At 67.7% G+C, this 16549-nt stretch carries 20 protein-coding genes and 2 tRNA genes; 15 read left to right on the top strand and 7 right to left on the bottom strand.

Annotated elements, in window-relative coordinates:
- Positions 1 to 14 precede the first annotated feature (14 nt).
- The 3 genes from ASD65_RS07745 to ASD65_RS07735 all read left to right on the top strand — a co-directional run bounded on the left by ASD65_RS07745 (position 15) and on the right by ASD65_RS07735 (position 1137).
- A tRNA-Thr gene (locus ASD65_RS07745) sits at positions 15 to 86 on the top strand.
- A 33-nt stretch (positions 87 to 119) separates the two neighbouring features.
- Positions 120 to 193, top strand: a tRNA-Met gene (locus ASD65_RS07740).
- Between the two features lie 107 nt (positions 194 to 300).
- Entirely contained in the window at positions 301 to 1137 is an 837-nt protein-coding gene (locus ASD65_RS07735; RefSeq protein WP_056220742.1) for an inositol monophosphatase family protein, read from the top strand.
- Positions 1138 to 1186: 49 nt separating this feature from the next.
- Here the strand turns inward: ASD65_RS07735 and ASD65_RS07730 are convergent, their stop codons facing one another.
- Positions 1187 to 2632 carry a DUF1254 domain-containing protein gene (locus ASD65_RS07730; protein WP_200948635.1) on the bottom strand — a complete coding sequence of 482 codons (1446 nt, stop codon included), beginning with the start codon at positions 2630 to 2632 and terminating at the stop codon, positions 1187 to 1189.
- Between the two features lie 181 nt (positions 2633 to 2813).
- Between ASD65_RS07730 and ASD65_RS07725 the strand changes: the two genes are divergently transcribed.
- Positions 2814 to 3203 (top strand): hypothetical protein, encoded by a 390-nt coding sequence (locus ASD65_RS07725; protein WP_056220736.1) that lies wholly within the window; start codon positions 2814 to 2816, stop codon positions 3201 to 3203.
- Between the two features lie 77 nt (positions 3204 to 3280).
- On the opposite strand, the gene ASD65_RS07720 is transcribed toward ASD65_RS07725, so the two are convergent.
- Positions 3281 to 4120, bottom strand: a complete 840-nt coding sequence (locus ASD65_RS07720) for a universal stress protein (protein WP_056220734.1) — start codon at positions 4118 to 4120, stop codon at positions 3281 to 3283.
- 136 nt (positions 4121 to 4256) lie between these two features.
- On the opposite strand from ASD65_RS07720, the gene ASD65_RS07715 reads away from it, so the two are divergent.
- The 8 genes from ASD65_RS07715 (at position 4257) to ASD65_RS07680 (ending at position 10350) form a co-directional block, all read left to right on the top strand.
- Positions 4257 to 4811, top strand: coding sequence for a ribonuclease H family protein (locus ASD65_RS07715; RefSeq protein WP_056220731.1), 555 nt, complete (start codon positions 4257 to 4259; stop codon positions 4809 to 4811).
- 82 nt (positions 4812 to 4893) lie between these two features.
- Positions 4894 to 6162 carry an aminotransferase class V-fold PLP-dependent enzyme gene (locus tag ASD65_RS07710; RefSeq protein WP_056220728.1) on the top strand — a complete coding sequence of 423 codons (1269 nt, stop codon included), beginning with the start codon at positions 4894 to 4896 and terminating at the stop codon, positions 6160 to 6162.
- Positions 6159 to 6599: a Fe-S cluster assembly sulfur transfer protein SufU gene (sufU, locus tag ASD65_RS07705; protein ID WP_056220724.1), complete on the top strand. Its 441-nt coding sequence runs from the start codon at positions 6159 to 6161 to the stop codon at positions 6597 to 6599. Before ASD65_RS07710 ends, sufU begins: the two co-directional genes overlap by 4 nt.
- Positions 6600 to 6705: 106 nt before the next feature.
- Positions 6706 to 7482, top strand: a complete 777-nt coding sequence (locus ASD65_RS07700; RefSeq protein ID WP_056220720.1) for a DUF2510 domain-containing protein — start codon at positions 6706 to 6708, stop codon at positions 7480 to 7482.
- Positions 7483 to 7486: 4 nt separating this feature from the next.
- Complete coding sequence (locus ASD65_RS07695; protein WP_056220717.1) at positions 7487 to 8287, top strand: sulfite exporter TauE/SafE family protein; 801 nt, start codon at positions 7487 to 7489, stop codon at positions 8285 to 8287.
- A 56-nt stretch (positions 8288 to 8343) separates the two neighbouring features.
- The gene (locus tag ASD65_RS07690; RefSeq protein WP_056220714.1) at positions 8344 to 8793 is read left to right on the top strand and encodes an FAS1-like dehydratase domain-containing protein; all 450 of its coding nucleotides are present in this window, start codon (positions 8344 to 8346) and stop codon (positions 8791 to 8793) included.
- On the top strand, positions 8790 to 9200 hold the full coding sequence (locus ASD65_RS07685; RefSeq protein WP_056220712.1) for a MaoC/PaaZ C-terminal domain-containing protein: 411 nt from the start codon (positions 8790 to 8792) through the stop codon (positions 9198 to 9200). Before ASD65_RS07690 ends, ASD65_RS07685 begins: the two co-directional genes overlap by 4 nt.
- A 13-nt stretch (positions 9201 to 9213) precedes the next feature.
- Complete coding sequence (locus ASD65_RS07680) at positions 9214 to 10350, top strand: UDP-N-acetylmuramate dehydrogenase (RefSeq protein ID WP_056224605.1); 1137 nt, start codon at positions 9214 to 9216, stop codon at positions 10348 to 10350.
- A gap of 19 nt (positions 10351 to 10369) precedes the next feature.
- Here ASD65_RS07680 and ASD65_RS07675 read toward each other — a convergent pair whose 3' ends face one another.
- The 4 genes from ASD65_RS07675 to ASD65_RS07660 all read right to left on the bottom strand — a co-directional run bounded on the left by ASD65_RS07675 (position 10370) and on the right by ASD65_RS07660 (position 13069).
- Positions 10370 to 10585, bottom strand: a complete 216-nt coding sequence (locus tag ASD65_RS07675; protein WP_056220709.1) for a hypothetical protein — start codon at positions 10583 to 10585, stop codon at positions 10370 to 10372.
- 146 nt (positions 10586 to 10731) lie between these two features.
- The gene (locus ASD65_RS07670) at positions 10732 to 11613 is read right to left on the bottom strand and encodes an amidohydrolase family protein (protein WP_156378807.1); all 882 of its coding nucleotides are present in this window, start codon (positions 11611 to 11613) and stop codon (positions 10732 to 10734) included.
- Positions 11610 to 12275, bottom strand: coding sequence for a 3-oxoacid CoA-transferase subunit B (locus tag ASD65_RS07665; RefSeq protein WP_056220707.1), 666 nt, complete (start codon positions 12273 to 12275; stop codon positions 11610 to 11612). Before ASD65_RS07665 ends, ASD65_RS07670 begins: the two co-directional genes overlap by 4 nt.
- A 2-nt stretch (positions 12276 to 12277) precedes the next feature.
- Positions 12278 to 13069 carry a CoA transferase subunit A gene (locus ASD65_RS07660; protein ID WP_235566627.1) on the bottom strand — a complete coding sequence of 264 codons (792 nt, stop codon included), beginning with the start codon at positions 13067 to 13069 and terminating at the stop codon, positions 12278 to 12280.
- A gap of 204 nt (positions 13070 to 13273) precedes the next feature.
- Here ASD65_RS07660 and ASD65_RS07655 point away from each other — a divergent pair, with 204 nt between their 5' ends.
- A complete protein-coding gene (locus tag ASD65_RS07655) occupies positions 13274 to 14380 on the top strand; it encodes a zinc-dependent alcohol dehydrogenase (RefSeq protein WP_056220705.1) in 1107 nt (368 codons plus the stop codon).
- A 17-nt stretch (positions 14381 to 14397) separates the two neighbouring features.
- Positions 14398 to 15432, top strand: coding sequence for an amidohydrolase family protein (locus ASD65_RS07650; RefSeq protein ID WP_056220702.1), 1035 nt, complete (start codon positions 14398 to 14400; stop codon positions 15430 to 15432).
- Between the two features lie 29 nt (positions 15433 to 15461).
- On the opposite strand, the gene ASD65_RS19140 is transcribed toward ASD65_RS07650, so the two are convergent.
- Positions 15462 to 15668: a hypothetical protein gene (locus ASD65_RS19140; RefSeq protein ID WP_162248471.1), complete on the bottom strand. Its 207-nt coding sequence runs from the start codon at positions 15666 to 15668 to the stop codon at positions 15462 to 15464.
- Between ASD65_RS19140 and ASD65_RS07645 the strand changes: the two genes are divergently transcribed.
- Positions 15667 to 16488 (top strand): IclR family transcriptional regulator, encoded by an 822-nt coding sequence (locus ASD65_RS07645; protein ID WP_056220698.1) that lies wholly within the window; start codon positions 15667 to 15669, stop codon positions 16486 to 16488. The two genes, ASD65_RS19140 and ASD65_RS07645, sit on opposite strands and share 2 nt — an antisense overlap.
- The last annotated feature ends 61 nt before the right edge of the window (positions 16489 to 16549 follow it).

Here is a 16549-nt window from a genome sequence, read left to right as displayed (position 1 = left end):
ATGCATCCAGGTACGCCCCGATAGCTCAGTGGTAGAGCACTTCCATGGTAAGGAAGGGGTCGTCAGTTCAATCCTGACTCGGGGCTCGCAGCATCAGTATTTCGGTTCGGATGCCGTGCGGCAGGGTAGCTCAGTTGGTGAGAGCGCACGACTCATAATCGTGAGGTCGCGGGTTCAAGCCCCGCTCCTGCTACAGATGAAAGACGCCCCTCGGGGCGTCTTTTCTCGTTGGTCGGGAGAACGGTCGGTTGAGCCGCACGCGCGGGTGGGCGGCAGCGCGACTGATTTACTGTGGTTGTGATGGATTCGGTGTCCGATGCAGAGGTCGCGATGCGCGCGGGTCTGGCTGGCGCGGCAGTCGCACGATCGCGATACCGCACCGGCTCCCGCCGGGTCGCTGAGGTTGGAGTGGACTTCACGACGGAAGCCGACGTCGACACCGAGCGCGCAGTCCGCGCCGTGCTTTCGCAGCTTCGGCCCGGCGATGCGATCGTCGGTGAGGAACTCGGCGCCAGTGGTGACTCGGCCAGACGCTGGCTGGTGGACCCCATCTGCGGCACTCTGAACTTCGCGGCAGGGCTGCCGTTGTTCGCTGTGAACGTCGCACTGGAAGTGGACGGCAACACAGTGGCTGCGGCCGTCGTGGATCCGATTGCCGGGCACGCGTTCGCGACGGACGGGATCACAGTGTGGCGACGCGTCGACGGTGCTGACGGGCTGCTCACGCCGACGTCGTCGTCACGTCTCGTCACGGTGAATCTGGAGTGCAGCTACCCGAATTCGGCCGGAACCCGCTTGTTGTCGGATGAGTCTTTTCGCTCCCGGTTCAGCCCCCGCTGCGTGTCGACCACCCTGGCGCTCGCGTGGGTCGCCACCGGTCAACACGCGGGCTACGTGACGGGCGGTGATCTTCGCCACAGCGTGCACTGGGCTGCGGGCATCGCGTTGTGCCGTGCCGCGGGTGCTGTCGTCACCAACCTTGCCGGCGAGGAACTGCACACCGGCGCACACGGCATGGTGGCCGCTGCCGATGCGGAGACACACGCATTCCTCCTCGCGGTGCTGCGGAGGCTCGGCAACGCGGTTTGGCCGACCCTCGACCACCAGACCTCAACGGGGCGTCCAGACCACGGGTAATACCCGCAGTCTCGACGCCCCGTTGCAGTCTCGGCGCGTGGCGTAGGTGCTAAGGCTTCTCGTGCACGATCTCGGGGAGCTGCCAGGTCATGTCGAACCACGGCTCCAGCGGGCCGTACAGGCGCAGCACGGGCCACCAGGACTTGCCGGGGAGGGTCGGGATCCAGTTGGACTCCTTGCCCTCCGGTGCGGTCGGACCGAACCAGATCACGTGGGTGCCGTCATCCTCGATCTTGAGGTCGGCGTCGAGGCTCGACAGGGCCGGGTAGGCCGTCGACTGCAGGAGCGAACGGGTCTGCGTGTCGTAGGCGTCGATCGACCAGAAGTTCTTCGCCGGCGGATCTGCGGGGATCCGCAGGGAGTAGGTCTCGCCCCCGTCGAACAGCGCGCCGTCGGCATCCTCCGCAGTGTAGAGGTACGCCGAGCCGGCTCCCACCTGCGCGTGCGCCATCGCCGGAGTGATCACGGTCGCCGCGTAGTGGAAGAGCGTGCGCGCGTCGAGATTGCGGGCGCCGTTGCTCAAGAACTCGTAGCTGCCACCGACGAACGGGTTCTTCCACGACGAGCCGTCCCACCGGAAGGTCTCGGGATCGCGCGGCGTGTACAGGATGGCGCGCGACATCGCGGCGCCGGTGCGGGCAGCGTTGTCGAGGATGCCCCGCAGTCGTTCGTCGGGTGCGAACGGCTTCCCGTGCACGATGCCGAGTGCGCGCAACGTCCCCGCCCGCTCCGGATCGAGCGCAGTGGCCGGCTCCTCGGCGACGAGCTCGGCGATCTCCTCGAAGAAGGAGAAATCGTTGGAATGGACGGTGTTGAACACCTGATCGGCGATGTTAACGAAGGTGTTCTCGGGCGCCGCGTCGGCGTCGCTCAAACGATAGATGCGCGACTGCTTGATGGCCGGCACTCCGCCCAGGGCACGGATCACGACGAAGTTCGTGAACGTCGGGCTCTCATAGGTGTAATAGCCGTCGGGCCGCTCGCCGTCATACCCCGGCGGGAGGAAGAGATACTTGCCACCGGCGCCCTGGTCGGGGCCCGGGATGCCCATGTCGGTGACATATCGGAACCAGAAATCGTCCACGACGCACAGCGACTGCGACGGCACCTCGATGACCGTCGGCCCCCACGCCTTCAGGTCGAGGAACCCGATTCCGTAGGTGGTCTCGGTGTTCGGGGTGAGCCAGATCGCGCCGGAGTTGCATCTCGGATCGGTGTAGGCGATCTTGTCGGGGGAGTCGACGCCGGCCGTGCGCAGGCCCTTGCGCATCGCGACCAGCGATGCGCCGGGCACGGTCGTCAGGAATGCGTCGATGCCGCGCACGAGGTCGAGCCCGTCGAAGATCGCCTGGACGGAGTCGGGCTTGGGGACGCCGTCGAAGAACTCGAACTCGCCGAATGGAGTCGAGAGGACATCGGGTGTCGACACATGACGCATTTGCTCGGCCAGCTGTTCCGCGGACAGCCCTGGTCCCTTGGATCCCTCAATCGTCACAATCATCTCCTTCTGAGTCAGATGATTGCGATCCTGTCAGTGATGCTGGTGCCCCGCCGTCATCCCCCTGAGGTGATTCGAACAGGGGAGTGTGAGGTCGACGGCCAGTTAGCACAGATTCGACCCCGATGGCGCGTCGGGCAGGGAATCATAGCCCCTCGGGGCCGTTTAGGCTAGAGATATGAGATTCACAAGATTTGTCCCCCTCATTCTCGCCGCGGGTCTTCTGGCCGGCTGCTCGGCATCTCCGGCAGCTACTGAGAGCAACGCCCCGTCGGCTTCCGCCACCACCGCGAGCGACGAGATCACATCGTCGTCGCGCGTCACCACGTTCGACGAGGCCCTCGCCTTCGCCGTCACGATCACCCCCGACACGCAGAGCGCCAAGTACGAGGTCGTCAACACGGCCGGCAAGCTGCGCACGCTGGGTGCTCAGGAGATCACGCCCGAGGTTGACGCTGCCCTGGTCCAGATCGGTGCCGACGCGACCGCGACCACGACCAAGGACGAGCTCGCTGAGCAGATCACCCAGCTCCAGGACGTCGTGGCAACGATCAACGCCACACGCTGAGAGCAACGCAAAAGCCGGGGTCCCACGGGGCCCCGGCTTTTGCGTTACCCGCGCATGACAGACCACCGCCGCCGCGGCTACCGTACGATCGCGGTGACCGTGGCCAGGCCGAGGACGACCTCGTGGCTGATCGAGCCGAGCAGGAAGCGCGTGATCGGCCCGCGGCCGTGTGATCCGACGACGCAGAGGCGAGCGGATGCCGCGAGCTCGTTGATGACCTGCGAGGGATAGCCGCGCGCGGCGCGGGACCGGATCTCGAGGTCGGGGAAGTCTTGACGCAGGCCTGCGAGCGACAGCGCCAGGTTCTCCTCGGTGAGGGCCTGCATGTTCGTCAGGTAGTCCTCCGGGAAGACCCCGGGGTTGCGCGGGGCTGCCAGCGGGGTCCACACCGCGACCGCGATCAGCGGCTCGCCCAGACGGTCGGCTTCTGCGGCCGCGAAGGCGATCGCCGCCTCGGAGACCGGTGAACCGTCCACGCCCACGACGACTCCGCGTCGATCCGCGGTGTCGACATCAGGTACCACGACGACGGGGCACGATGCTCCGGCGACGATGCGGACACCGTGCACTCCGCGGGCCGGGCCGTCGCCCCGACCGCGGTAGTCGCTGCCGATCACCAGCAGCGACTGGTCGGCGGTGGCCGAGATCAATTGCCTGACCGGATCGCCCCGACGGACGACGACCTCGACGTCGAGACCCGACTGTCGCAGCGCGGACGCGTGGGTCTCCAGGAGCTCTCCAGCTGCGGTGACGGCGCTATCGGCCACGGTCCCCTCGCCGACGGCTCCGACCGCACCGCCCACGACGGCCATCAGCAGCAGCGAAGCGCCGCGTGCGGCGGCCCGTTCGGCGGCCCAGGTCACCGCCCTCCGGCCGGCAAGTGAATCGACGACCCCGACAACGATGCGTGTGCCCACGATGGAACCTCCTGTGCGTGTGTCGCCAGCCTACGAACTCCGGATGACCTCACGCCAGGCTGCGGGCCGTGAGAAACCGCGGTGTCGGCCAACCGCCGCCGGCGTCGCCGCGATCGTCGTGGAGAATGGAGAGTCCATGGATGCCTACACACTTGCGACCGACGGCGCCTGCCAGCGCAACCCCGGACCTGCCGGTTGGGCGTGGGTGGGTGAGGATGGGCACTGGGCCGCCGGCTCCCTCGCTCAGGGCACCAACAACATCGGTGAACTGCTCGGACTGCTGCACGCCATCCGCGATCACATGCACGTGAAGCAGCTCACCGTGCAGGCCGACTCGATGTACGCCATCGACACCTACCGGTCGTGGATGGACGGTCACGCGCGACGCGGGTGGAAGACGTCGACCGGGGCGCCGACGAAGAACATCGACATCCTGAAGGAGCTGATCGCCGCCCGCGACGCACGTCGAGCGGCGGGTCAGCCGGACGTCATCCTCGAGCACGTCCGCGGACACTCCGGCCATCGCCTCAACGGCTGGGCCGACGAGCGCGCAGTGCGGGCCGCTCAGCACGGCGCCGAAGGTCGCGAGGGCGTGTGGTCGTCCCACGGCGGGCATCCGCGTGTGGATGCCACGGTGGACGCCCCGAAGTCCGGTGAGGACAAGCCCCGCAAACGGCGGCCGAAGAGCTGATCCACCGCGCACGCAGCGCCACCCTGTCCGGAACAAGGGCAGACTAGAAGGGCGGCCTTCCCGCGCTTCAGAACGGACACGGATGCACACCTCAGCCCCGAGAGATCAGGACCTCGTCGACTCTCGGCTCGACTTCGCGTACTTCACGCACCACCCCGATCGCGTCTACCTCGATTCGGCGGCGACGGCGCAGCGCCCGGCATCCGTCCTCGACGCGGAGCGCACCTTCGTCGAGCGTGACTACTCCGCCGTGCACCGCGGAGCGAGCGAGGCGGTGGGCATCGCGACCGAGGCCTTCGAGCAGGCCCGCGAGAGTGTCGCCCGGTTCGTCGGCGCCGGCTCGGACGAACTCGTCTGGACCGAGAACGCGACGGATGCGATCAACGTGGTGGCACTGGGGATCTCGGATGCCTCGGCAGGGCTCGGAGACGACACGCTCGCGCTGCGTCCCGGCGACGAGATCCTCGTCACCGAGGCGGAGCACCACGCCAACTTGATCCCCTGGCAGCGCGCGGCCGCGCGCACCGGGGCGACGCTGCGCTGGGTCGAGGTCCGCGACGACGGTACGTGGGACCTCGACGCCCTGCGGGCCGCGACGACCACGCGCACCCGGCTGATCGCCTTCGGCCACATCTCGAATGTGACCGGGATGATCGCGCCGGTCGTCGATGTGGTGGAGCACGCGCGCTCCATCGGCGCGCTGACGGTGCTCGACGCCTGCCAGTCCGTGCCGCACCTGCCCGTCGACTTCACCGGGCTCGGCGTCGACTTCGCCGCGTTCTCCGGGCACAAGATGCTCGGCCCCACCGGGATCGGCGGTCTGTATGGACGCGCCGAGCTCCTCAACGCGCTGCCGCCGGCACGCACCGGGGGAAGCACGATCACCACCGTGACGATGACCTCGGCCGAGTTCCTGCCTGCACCGCAGCGCTTCGAGGCCGGCACGCAGCCGGTCTCCCAGGCTGTGGCGCTCGGCGCCGCCGTCGACTATCTCGCCGGCTGGGGCATGGCACGCGTGCACGCCCACGAGACCGAGCTGGCCGGACTCCTCACCGAGGCCGTCGCCGCCGTCCCCGGTGTCCGCCTCGTCGGCCCGCCGCCCGGCGCCGAGCGCGCCGCGATCGTCAGCGTCGACGTGGATGGGGTGCACGCGCACGACGTCGGCCAGTTCCTCGACGCCCGCGGCATCTCGGTGCGCGTCGGCCATCACTGCGCACAGCCGCTGCACCGCCGGCTGGGGCTGACCGCGACGACGCGCGCGAGTGCCTACCTGTACTCCACGCCCGACGACGTCGCCGCGTTCGGCGCCGCGCTCGCCGAGGTGCGCTCGTTCTTCGGGGCGGACCGATGAGCTCCGAGCTGGAGGGCCTCTACCAAGAGGTGATCCTGGACCACTCGCGCCGCAAGCTCGGCCAAGGCGATATCGCGCCCTACGCGCACACCCACACCGAGGTGAGCCCCACGTGCGGCGACGAGATCACCGTCGGCGTCGAGATCGGTGCGGACGGAGCGGTCGATCTGCGCTGGAGCGGTCGCGGATGCAGCATCTCCACCGCATCCGCGTCGGTGATGTCGGAATTGCTCGAGGGCGCCACCGACGAAACCGTGCGCGAGAGCATCGATGCCTTCCGCACCATGATGCGTTCGCGAGGTGCCGGCGAGGCGCCCGAGCTGCTCGGCGACGCAGAGGTCTTCCAAGGCGTCTCGCGCTACATCATGCGCGTCAAGTGCGCCATGCTGCCCTGGGTGGCGCTGGAAGCTGCCCTGGCCAAGGCATCCGCCGACTGATCCTCGGGGGCGAACCGTGAGCGAAGACCCGGGACGACGCTCGACCGAGGGATAGGCTTGATCTCGCCGCGTACGCGCGGCATCGACGAGGCGAAGCGAGACGGTCATGACCACGACACCCCCGGGCTGGTACGACGACGGACACGGCGCGCTGCGCTGGTGGGATGGCGCGCAGTGGACCGACAACGTGCACACTCCGGATGCCGCACCCGTTGCGGCGTCGGAGCCCGTGGTGCCGGCCGCCCCGCCCGTCGCCGAACCGGCCGCGCCGAACGCCGCGCCGGCGGGTGGGCCGAGCGAATCGACCGCGATCCCCGCCCACTTCACCGGCACCTACCCGGGCTTCCCTGCCGGGACCGTGCCCTCCGGCGGTGTGTTCTCCGAGTCCACTGAGCCGAAGAAGTCGAAGCTGTGGATCCTGTGGGTCGTGCTCGGCGTCGTCGTGGTGGGTCTCGGCATCCTCGCCGCGATCCTCATCCCGCTGTTCCTCGTCGCGGTCTCCGGCGGCGGCGCCAACGCCGATGAGAAGGCGGCCGTCGCGGCGGTGAACCTCTACGACGAGGCGTGGAACACGGGCGACTGCGACAAGTTCACGGCCGCCACCACGGAGAGCTTCCGTGTGCAGATCCAGGTGCCGGACTGCGACACGTTCGCGCTCGCGTCGCAGGACTTCGTCGATTCGACGGATGACTACCAGATCGCGGTCACGGACGTGGCCAGCGCAGACGGCACGATCACCGTCGAAACCACCGAGACCTACACGAGCCTCCTCGACGACGACGGCAACACCGTCGAGACGCCGATGCCGTACGAGGAGTACTACACGTACTTCCTCGTGCCCTCGGACGGCGGCTGGGCGATCGACGACGCCGCGTCCAACTGACCTCGTGACGTCAGCGGCGCGCGCGCGGACACCTCGGACCACGCGCTTCATCCTCACCTGCCTGGGCGTCGGATTGCTCGCCGGGCTGCTGTCGGGACTCTTCGGAGTCGGCGGCGGCACGGTCATCGTCCCCCTTCTCGTCCTTATCCTCGGATTCGACCAGCGGCTGGCCGCCGGCACGTCCCTCGCGGCCATCGTCCCGACCGCGACCGTCGGCGTGATCTCCTACGCCGTGCACGGCTCGGTCGCGTGGATCCCGGCGATCATCCTGGCGGCGGCGGCGGTGATCGGTGCACAGATCGGCACATGGCTGCTGGCGCGCGTGTCGCAGTTCGTGCTCCGGTGGGTGTTCATCGGGTTCCTGTGCGTCGTCATCGTCTCGCTCTTCCTGGTGATCCCCTCGCGCGACGCCGTGCTCGAACTGACGTGGGGGAGCGGTCTGGCCCTCGCACTGGTCGGTCTTCTCACCGGTGTCGCAGCAGGGCTGATCGGCGTCGGCGGCGGCATCATCATCGTGCCGACGCTCATCCTGCTGTTCGGGGCGAGCGACCTCGTCGCCAAGGGCACCTCGCTGCTCATGATGATCCCCACGGCGATCTCGGGCACGATCGGCAACCTCCGCCGCGGCAACGTCGACCTGCTGGCGGCGGCATTGATCGGCGGAGCGGCCTGTACGACGACTGCCCTCGGCGCCTGGCTGGCGACCCTGTTGAATCCGTTCGCGGCCAACATGCTGTTCGCCGCGTTCCTGGTGTTCATCGCGACGCAGATGGCGTTCAAGGCCCTCAAGTCCCGGCGAGGCTGAGGCGCGGCATCCGCTCTGCCGAAAGGGAGGCGGGCACCGCTCGGTAGGATGAAGGGGTGCCAGTGAACCCCGAGCTCGTCGGACGCGAATTCCCGCCGACGTCGCCGTATCTCGTCGGTCGTGAGAAGGTGCGCGAGTTCGCGCGCGGCGTCTTCGCGGACGACGCGCAGTACTTCGACCCGGAGGCCGCACGGGCTCTGGGGTACGCGGACGTCGTCGCGCCGCCCACGTTCGCCATCGTCGTGCAGGAGTTCACGCTGCAGCAGCTGCTGTCCGAGCCCGACACCGGGATCGTCCTCTCGCGCGTGCTGCATGGTGAGCAGAAGTTCCGCTACTCGCGACCGATCGTCGCCGGCGACCTGCTCACCGCGACGCTGCACATCACGAGCATCCGCGCTCTCGGCGGCAACGCGATGGTCACCAGCGAGGCCGAAGTGACGGATGCCGATGGCGCGCACGTCGTCACCACGACATCCGTCCTCGTCGTCGGAGAGGCAGACGCATGAGCACGGCACCCCTGACCGTCGGAGACGTCGTCGCCGAGCGCGATGTACACCTGACCCGTGAGGCGCTCGTCCGGTACGCCGGCGCGGCCGGCGACTTCAACCCGATCCACTACCGGGACGACGTCGCCGAGGCGATGGGCCTGCCCGGCGTGCTCGCGCACGGCATGCTCACGATGGGCCTCGCCGTCCAGACGATCGTGCCCTGGCTGGGAGATTCCGGCCGCATCCTCGAATACGGCGTGCGCTTCACCCGCCCGATCGTCGTCGACGCCGAGAACGGCGCCGACGTGCACGTCCTCGCGAAGGTCGGGGCCGTCGAAGAGGACACCGCCCGTATCGATCTGACCGTGACGTTCGAAGAGAAGACCGTGCTCACCAAAGCGCAGGTGCGGATCCGGCTCGCGTAAGTGACGGATGCCGATGCCTGAGATCACCCCCATCGCTCTGTCGCAGCTCACCACGCTGCGCACCGGCGGTGTTCCCGCCCGCATGATCGACGCGACCACGACGACCGAGCTCGTCGCCGTGCTGCGCGAGGTCTGGTCGTACGGCGATCCGTGGTTCGTGCTCGGTGGCGGCTCCAACCTGTTCGTCGGCGACGAACCGTTCGACGGCACCGTCGTGCGGATCCTCACGCAGGGCATCGAGCGGCTGGCGACCACGCGGGTGGGGTTCGTTCGCTGGCGCGTGCAGGCCGGACACACGTGGGACGACGTGGTGGCGGTCGCCGTCGCCGAGGGACTCGCCGGGATCGAGGCGATGTCGGGCATTCCCGGCACGATCGGTGCTGCGCCGGTGCAGAACATCGGCGCATACGGTCAGGAGATCTCCGAGACGCTCGTCGAGGTCGAGCTGCTGGACGAGGAGACCGGCGAGGTCTCGATCGTGCCCGCCGCCGACCTGGGCCTGGGGTTCCGGACATCGGTGCTCAAGCACCACTACGGCTCGGTGCCGCAGCGTCCCGCAGTCATCCTGTCGGTCACGCTGGAGCTGGCCGAGGTCGGCCACGGGGAGCAGCCCGTCCGCGGCGCCCAGCTGCGCGGAGCGCTGGGCCTGGAGCCCGAGGCATCCGTCTCGCTCGCCTGGATCCGGGAGCACGTCCTGGCCACCCGACGACGGAAGGGGATGGTGCTCGATGACGCCGATCCCGACACCTACAGCGCGGGATCGTTCTTCCAGAACGCGATCGTCTCCGAATCCTTCGCCCGCACACTGCCGGCCGCGTGCCCGCGCTGGCCGATGACGCCGCAGATCGACCCGGTGACGGTGATCCCGCTGGAGTCCTACGACGGCGTCGTCCCGCGCCCTGTCCTGCAGCCCACCGCGGTCAAGGTCAGCGCCGCGTGGCTGATCGAGAACTCCGGACTCGGCAAGGGCTTCAAGCTGCCCCGCTCCCGCGCCGCACTGTCGTCCAAGCACGCGCTGGCCCTGACCAATCGCGGTCACGCCACGGCGGCCGAGCTGTCCGAGCTGGCCCGCTTCATCCAGGGGCGCGTGCAGTCCGAGTTCGGGCTCATCCTGCAGCCCGAACCGGTGCTGATCGGCGTCGAGCTCTAGCTGCGGCGCGTGGTCCTGCTCAGTGCTCTTCGGGGTACTCGAGCGTGATCTGCTCCGCCGGGACGTTGAGCGCCTGGGCGAGCATTCCGGTCAGCACGACCTTCGGGACGAGGCAATCGCCGCAGACGCCCTCGCCGGCCGTGATGACGGCCGAGGTCTTGCCCGCCGTCGTGTCCACCGCGAGGGAATAGCCGTCGACGGAGAGCATGGTCTGGAGTTCTTCAAGGGTTGCCATCGGTCTCGCTCTTTCTGATCTCGGGATGAAGCGGCTTGCGCCACCCCTCTATTGAGCGTCATCGATGTCTGCGCGAGGGCGTCTGCTTCCACTCGGCGAAACACTTTCCGACGACGCGGGTTCTGCACCGCACGATCCTGTCCGGCTCAAGTGAGCCCGAACAGACGTGCGGCATTGTCCTTGAGGATCAGCGGGCGCACCTCGTCCTTGATCGGCAGCTGATCGAAGTCGCGCATCCACCGTTCGGGTGTGATCACGGGGAAGTCGGATCCGAAGAGCATCTTGTGCTTGAGCAGCGTGTTCGCGTACTGCACGAGCTGCGGCGGGAAGTACTTCGGCGACCACCCGGAGAGATCGATGTACACCCGGGGCTTGTGGGTCGCGACCGAGAGCGCCTCGTCCTGCCAGGGGAAGGACGGGTGCGCGAGGATGATGTCCATGCCGGGGAAGTCCACGGCGACATCGTCGACGTGCATCGGGTTGGCGTACTTGAGGCGGATGCCGCCGCCACCCGGCTGCCCGGCTCCAACCCCGGTCTGACCGCTGTGGAACAGCGCGATCAGGCCGTGCTCCTCGATGACCTCGTAGAGCGGGTAGGCGATGCGGTCGTTGGGGAAGAACCCCTGGGTGCTGGGGTGGAACTTGAATCCGCGCACGCCGCACTCGGTGATCAGGCGCCGCGCCTCCTCCACGCCGGCCTTGCCACGCGACGGATCGATGCTCGCGAACGGAATCAGCACGTCGGAGTGCTGGGATGCCAGTCGTGCGATCTCTTCGTTGGCAGGTTCGGGATCCTTGCCGGTCTGCGACACGGAATCCACCGTGAACACCACGGCCATGATCCGGCGCTCGCGGTAATACGCGGCCAGCTCGGGCACGGAGTAGGTGGGCATCGTGCCGATGCCGAAGTACTCGCCCATCGCCTCGCTGCCAACGTGTTCGTCCGAGACGTCCGCCACGGAGCGGTGGACGTGCGTGTGCACGTCGATGGCGACGATCTCCTCGAGCGACAATCGGTCGATGGTCATGAGTCGAGCTCCTCGGTGTAGGCCGCGGTCGTGCGTGCGCGCACATCCTGCCGGGTGATGCCCGGCGCGCACTCGACCAGCACGAGCGTGCGGTCCACGACGTGGAAGATCGCCAGATCGGTGTAGACGCGCGTGACGACGCCGTGCCCGGTCAGCGGAAATGTGCACGACGGTACGATCTTGGGCTGCCCGTCGCGATCGACGTGCTCCATGCACACCCACACTTCGCGCGTGCCGGCCACAAGGTCCATGGCTCCGCCGACGGCGGGATTGCGTCCCGGCACGTACCAGTTGGCCAGGTCGCCGGACTGAGACACCTGCAGCGCGCCGAGGATCGTGACGTCGAGGTGTCCGCCGCGGATGATCGCGAAGGAGAGCGCCGAGTCCGTGATCGCCCCGCCGCTGATGAGGGACGCGGGCTGCTTACCCGCGTCGGTCAGGTCGGGGTCCTCGTTTCCTTCCCCCGGGTGTCCGCCGAGGCCGAGCACGCCGTTCTCGGCGTGCAGGACTACCTCGATGTCGTCGGGGATGAACTTCGGCACGGCCAGCGGAATCCCGACTCCGAGGTTGACGGTGTAGCCGTCGGAGAGGTCCGCGGCAAGGCGCTGTGCGATCTCGTCTCGCGTGCGGCCGAGGAGGGCGGGTGCCGCCGCTTCGATCATGCTCACGCTGCGTCTCCTCGGGCATCGGTGTATTCGGGACCGGCCGGCACGGGCTCGGCCGTCTTGACGACGTGCGCGATGAAGACTCCCGGGAGGTGGATGTCGTCGGGGCCGATCGCGTCGACGTCCACCAGCTGTTCCACCTCGGCGAACGTGGTGCGGCCGCTCATCGCGGCGGCAGGGTTGAAGTTGCGGGCCGACAGGTGGAAGCGCAGGTTGCCCTTTCGGTCACCTTGCTGGGCCTTCACGAGCGCGTAGTCTGCCGTGATCCCGTGCTCGAGCACGTGCGGGCGACCGTTGAACTCGCGGATCTCCTTTGCCGGAAGGTACGTGGCCGGACTGCCGGCGGCATCGTACGACAGCGGGAACGCGCCGTCCGTGAGCATCGTGTTGACAGCCGACGGCGTGAAGAACGCCGCGATTCCCGCCCCGCCCGCACGCATGCGTTCGGCGAGCGTGCCTTGCGGGATCAGCTCCAGTTCGATCTTTCCGGCGAAGTAGTCGTCGTAGAAGGACTGCAGGATCGGGAACGATCCGGTGAAGCGCCGCACTCGACCTTCGACCACCAATCGGCCGATTCCGGTGTAGTCATTGCCGACGTTGTTCACGATCACGTGCAGATCGCGTTTGCCAAGGTCGCAGAGCGCATTGAGCAGAGCGTCCGGACGGCCGGAGCTGCCGAATCCGCCGACGGCGATCGAGGAGCCGGATGGCACGGCGTCGAGCGCGGCCATCACGTCCTCGCGGTACTTGTCGATCACGCTGAAGACCTCTTCCAGTGGTTCGTCGGACAACGTCAGTCAATCGAGCTCCCGGTTTCGTCGACATCCTTCTTTCCACTGTGCAGAAGACCGGCTGAGACCCCAGGCCACGACGAAAACCTTCCGCAAGGCGAAAGGTCAATGGCCGCGGCCGCGCGCAGCGGGCACCGTGGAGTCAGTCGCGGAGGAACCGCAGAGCGACGAAGACGTCCGTCTCCGCACAGAGAAGAGATTCCCATGCCAGAGATGGTTCGCGCCGCCGTACAGACAGGTCCCCGTCAGATCGAGATGCGGGAGTTCGCCCGTCCCAAGATCGGGCCCGATGATGGACTGCTCCGCGTCGAGGCGAACGGTATCTGCGGAAGCGATGTCGAGATCTACCGAGGTCACATCGGTGACAAGGATCGTCCGCCGTTCATCCCCGGTCATGAGCCGATGGGAATCATCGAAGACGTCGGCGACCGCGCGGCCGAGCGATGGGGAGTTCAGGTCGGCGATCGTGTGGCGTTCGAGGTCATCGTTCCCTGTCGTGCGTGCAACGACTGCCTCACCGGGCGCTACCAGGCGTGCACGTTCCGCAAATACGGCCACGGCGTGACCGGCATCGAGGTGGAACCTAGCCTGTGGGGCGGGTTCGCCGAGCACATGTACATCTCACCCAACTCGGTGCTGCACAAGATCGACAAGACGCTGCCGGTCGCGGTCGCTGCCATGTACAACCCGCTGGGGGCCGGCGTGCGCTGGGCAGTCGACCTCGGCGAAGTCTCTCTTGGAGACACCCTCGTCGTGCTGGGCGCCGGGCAGCGCGGCCTCGCCGCGGTCATCGCCGCGAAGTCCGTCGGGGCATCGAACATCATCATCACAGGCTTGGCCGGCGATGCGCACAAGCTGGCGATCGCCCGGGAACTCGGCGCCGATCACACCGTCATCGTCGGCGAGGGCGGTCAGGACATCGTCGAAGCCGTGACGGAGATCACGAACGGACGGATGGCGGATGTGTCGTTGGATCTCACGCCGATGGCGGCGGGGCCGGTCACGGATGCGATGAAGGTCGTGCGACACGGTGGCAGGGTCGTGCTCGCGGGCCTCAAGGGACACCGCGAGATCCCGTTGGTCACCGATCTCATCATCAACCGTGCACTCACCGTCAAGGGCGCGTTCGGGGTCGATGCGTCGGCCAACCGCCGGGCGATCCAGTTGCTGGAGTCGGGACGGTTCCCGTTCGAGAAGCTGCACACGCACACCTTCGGGCTGGACGAGGTGGGCCTGGCGATCGACACCCTCGCCGGTGACACCGAAGACAAGTCCGCCATCCATGTCTCGGTCCACCCGAGCTTCGCCTGATCGACAAGGGGTCCCACGTGATCATCGACGCACACGCCCACCTCCTCCCGAAGGACTACCCGGCCGATGCACCGGAGTGCTTCCCGCACATGGAATCGATCGAGGAGAGCACCAGTAGGCTGCTGGTCTTCGGCAAGACGCGTTTCGCCGCGAAGGATGTCTTCTTCGAAGCGGAGCGCCGCATCGCGGCCCAGGATGCCTCGGGGGTGGACGCCGAGGTGGTCAGCCCGATGCCGCCCCTGCTGCGCTACGACCTGCCCGCCGCAGACGGACTCGCTCTGGCCCGCCATGTCAACGACTTCGCGGCCGAGCTCAGCTCGTATTCCCCGGAACGGATCATCGGTCTGGGGATGGTTCCGATGCAGGATCCGGATGCCGCGACCGGCGAACTCGCCGCGATCAAGGAGCGGGGTCTCGCCGGCGTGGAGATCGCGTCGAACATCCTCGGCAGTTCCATCGGCGACGAGAAGTTCCTCCCGTTCTTCCGAGAAGCCGAGGCGCTGGGGCTCTCGGTGTTCGTGCATGCCATGCCGACGCCCATGGATCGCCTGCCGCTGTCGGCGATGGGGACGTACGTCGTCGGCATCGAGGGCATGTTCGCTGCGGCATCCATGATTCTCGGTGGCACGGCGGTCGCCTGCCCCGACCTGCGGATATCGTTCAGTCACGCGGCCGGAGGCCTCGCGATGATGCTCCCGCGCGCGAACTACTTCTGGGGCGGATCGTGGAACGAGGAGCCCAAGAACCTCGAGCGTGCTGTCGCGCCCGACGACGGCCCGTCGCCGCTGGAGATCGCGCGACGCTTCTACTACGACGCGATGGTGTTCGATGCCCGCACCATCCGATACTTGGTCGACCTGCTCGGTGCCGACCGTCTGCTCGTGGGTTCGGACTTCCCTGCGATGCTGCGGGAGGAGCCGGCCGCGAAGACTCTCAGATCAATGGACCTTCCTGACCAGGAGTGGCAGGACATCAGTTGGCGCAATGCGTTGCGATGGCTCGGACGCGAGGCTCAGCCGTCCCGTGGAGCTCTGGCGAGCCTGAACGCCTGAACAGGTCCGGTGTCGCCCGAGCCGACACCTCATGTGGCTGGCCTGATACCTGCGGCGAGTGAATGGCTTCCGTCAGGCGAAAACAACAGCGCGAGAACGATGTCGCCCGGCAGATATTGAAGGACGACAGGCAACGCACCAGAGGCATGGATGACACCGTGCGAGCACGTGCGGATCGCTTGTGCTCGCCCGCAGTCGCCGACGACGGCGACCTCAGGAACGTGGAAGAGGGTCATGGACGACATCTCGGAAGACACAACAGGCAAGCGGACGGCCGCCGCGCGGGTTCTCGCGCTGCTCGGCGCCTTCTCACGCGGCGGAGGTTCGCTCAATCTGTCGGAGATCAGCCGCTACGCGGACCTGTCGCTGACCACCACACACCGGCTCGCGAAGGAGGTTCTCGAGTGGGGCGGGCTCGAACTCGACTGCGATGGTCGCTATCGTCTCGGCCGCAAGATCCTCGACCTCGCCTCTGCATCTACGGAAGCCCTCAGGCTCCGCGAGAAGGTGCTGCCCCACCTCGTCGACCTGCATCGACACACCGGACTGACCGTTCATCTCGCCGCGCGCGACGGCGCGGATGTGGTCTACCTGGAAGCGCTCCGCACCCACCCGAACTACACCGGCGAGAACAAGATCGGCGGACGCCTGCGACTGCACGTGACGGCGACGGGACTGGTGCTCCTCTCGCATGCCGGGTCCGACGTCGTCGATGAGTACCTGCGCGTCCCGCTGAAGGTGTACACCTCCCGGACGATCGCCGACGAGCAGACCCTGCGGCAGAATCTCACGATCGTGCGCCGCCAGGGATTCGCTGTGGGCCACCAGTTCGTGACGATGGGTGCCGGCTCCATCGCGGCTCCCATCGTGAACGCCGAGGGTGTGGTGACGGCCGCGGTCGGAGTCGTGTACCTCGTCGACCAGCACGATCCGAACCGCCTCATCGATCACGTGCGCGCAGCCGCGAACCGCATGTCTCGCGCGCTCGCCGAGAAGCCGGCCGCGCTCGACCCCCGCACGATCGATTTCAACCGCCGCAACGCGGGCCTGGTCTGAACCCCACGCCGTTCACGACGAAGCCCTCCGCACGCACCGCGCGGAGGGCTTCGTCGTCCGA

The organism is Microbacterium sp. Root61 (genome assembly GCF_001427525.1).
GTDB lineage: Bacteria > Actinomycetota > Actinomycetes > Actinomycetales > Microbacteriaceae > Microbacterium.
Note: the sequence above shows the minus strand (reverse complement) of the source record. Positions and strands in the feature narration are given on the sequence as shown.

Bases quoted from the DNA above. Each gene is read 5' to 3' on its own strand.
- ASD65_RS07735 (WP_056220742.1), top strand. From the start codon at position 301: ATGGATTCGGTGTCCGATGCAGAGGTCGCGATGCGCGCGGGTCTGGCT.
- ASD65_RS07725 (WP_056220736.1), top strand. From the start codon at position 2,814: ATGAGATTCACAAGATTTGTCCCCCTCATTCTCGCCGCGGGTCTTCTG.
- ASD65_RS07715 (WP_056220731.1), top strand. From the start codon at position 4,257: ATGGATGCCTACACACTTGCGACCGACGGCGCCTGCCAGCGCAACCCC.
- ASD65_RS07710 (WP_056220728.1), top strand. From the start codon at position 4,894: ATGCACACCTCAGCCCCGAGAGATCAGGACCTCGTCGACTCTCGGCTC.
- sufU (WP_056220724.1), top strand. From the start codon at position 6,159: ATGAGCTCCGAGCTGGAGGGCCTCTACCAAGAGGTGATCCTGGACCAC.
- ASD65_RS07700 (WP_056220720.1), top strand. From the start codon at position 6,706: ATGACCACGACACCCCCGGGCTGGTACGACGACGGACACGGCGCGCTG.
- ASD65_RS07685 (WP_056220712.1), top strand. From the start codon at position 8,790: ATGAGCACGGCACCCCTGACCGTCGGAGACGTCGTCGCCGAGCGCGAT.
- ASD65_RS07680 (WP_056224605.1), top strand. From the start codon at position 9,214: ATGCCTGAGATCACCCCCATCGCTCTGTCGCAGCTCACCACGCTGCGC.
- ASD65_RS07675 (WP_056220709.1), bottom strand. From the start codon at position 10,585: ATGGCAACCCTTGAAGAACTCCAGACCATGCTCTCCGTCGACGGCTAT.
- ASD65_RS07670 (WP_156378807.1), bottom strand. From the start codon at position 11,613: ATGACCATCGACCGATTGTCGCTCGAGGAGATCGTCGCCATCGACGTG.
- ASD65_RS07665 (WP_056220707.1), bottom strand. From the start codon at position 12,275: ATGATCGAAGCGGCGGCACCCGCCCTCCTCGGCCGCACGCGAGACGAG.
- ASD65_RS07655 (WP_056220705.1), top strand. From the start codon at position 13,274: ATGCCAGAGATGGTTCGCGCCGCCGTACAGACAGGTCCCCGTCAGATC.
- ASD65_RS07645 (WP_056220698.1), top strand. From the start codon at position 15,667: ATGGACGACATCTCGGAAGACACAACAGGCAAGCGGACGGCCGCCGCG.
- ASD65_RS19140 (WP_162248471.1), bottom strand. From the start codon at position 15,668: ATGACCCTCTTCCACGTTCCTGAGGTCGCCGTCGTCGGCGACTGCGGG.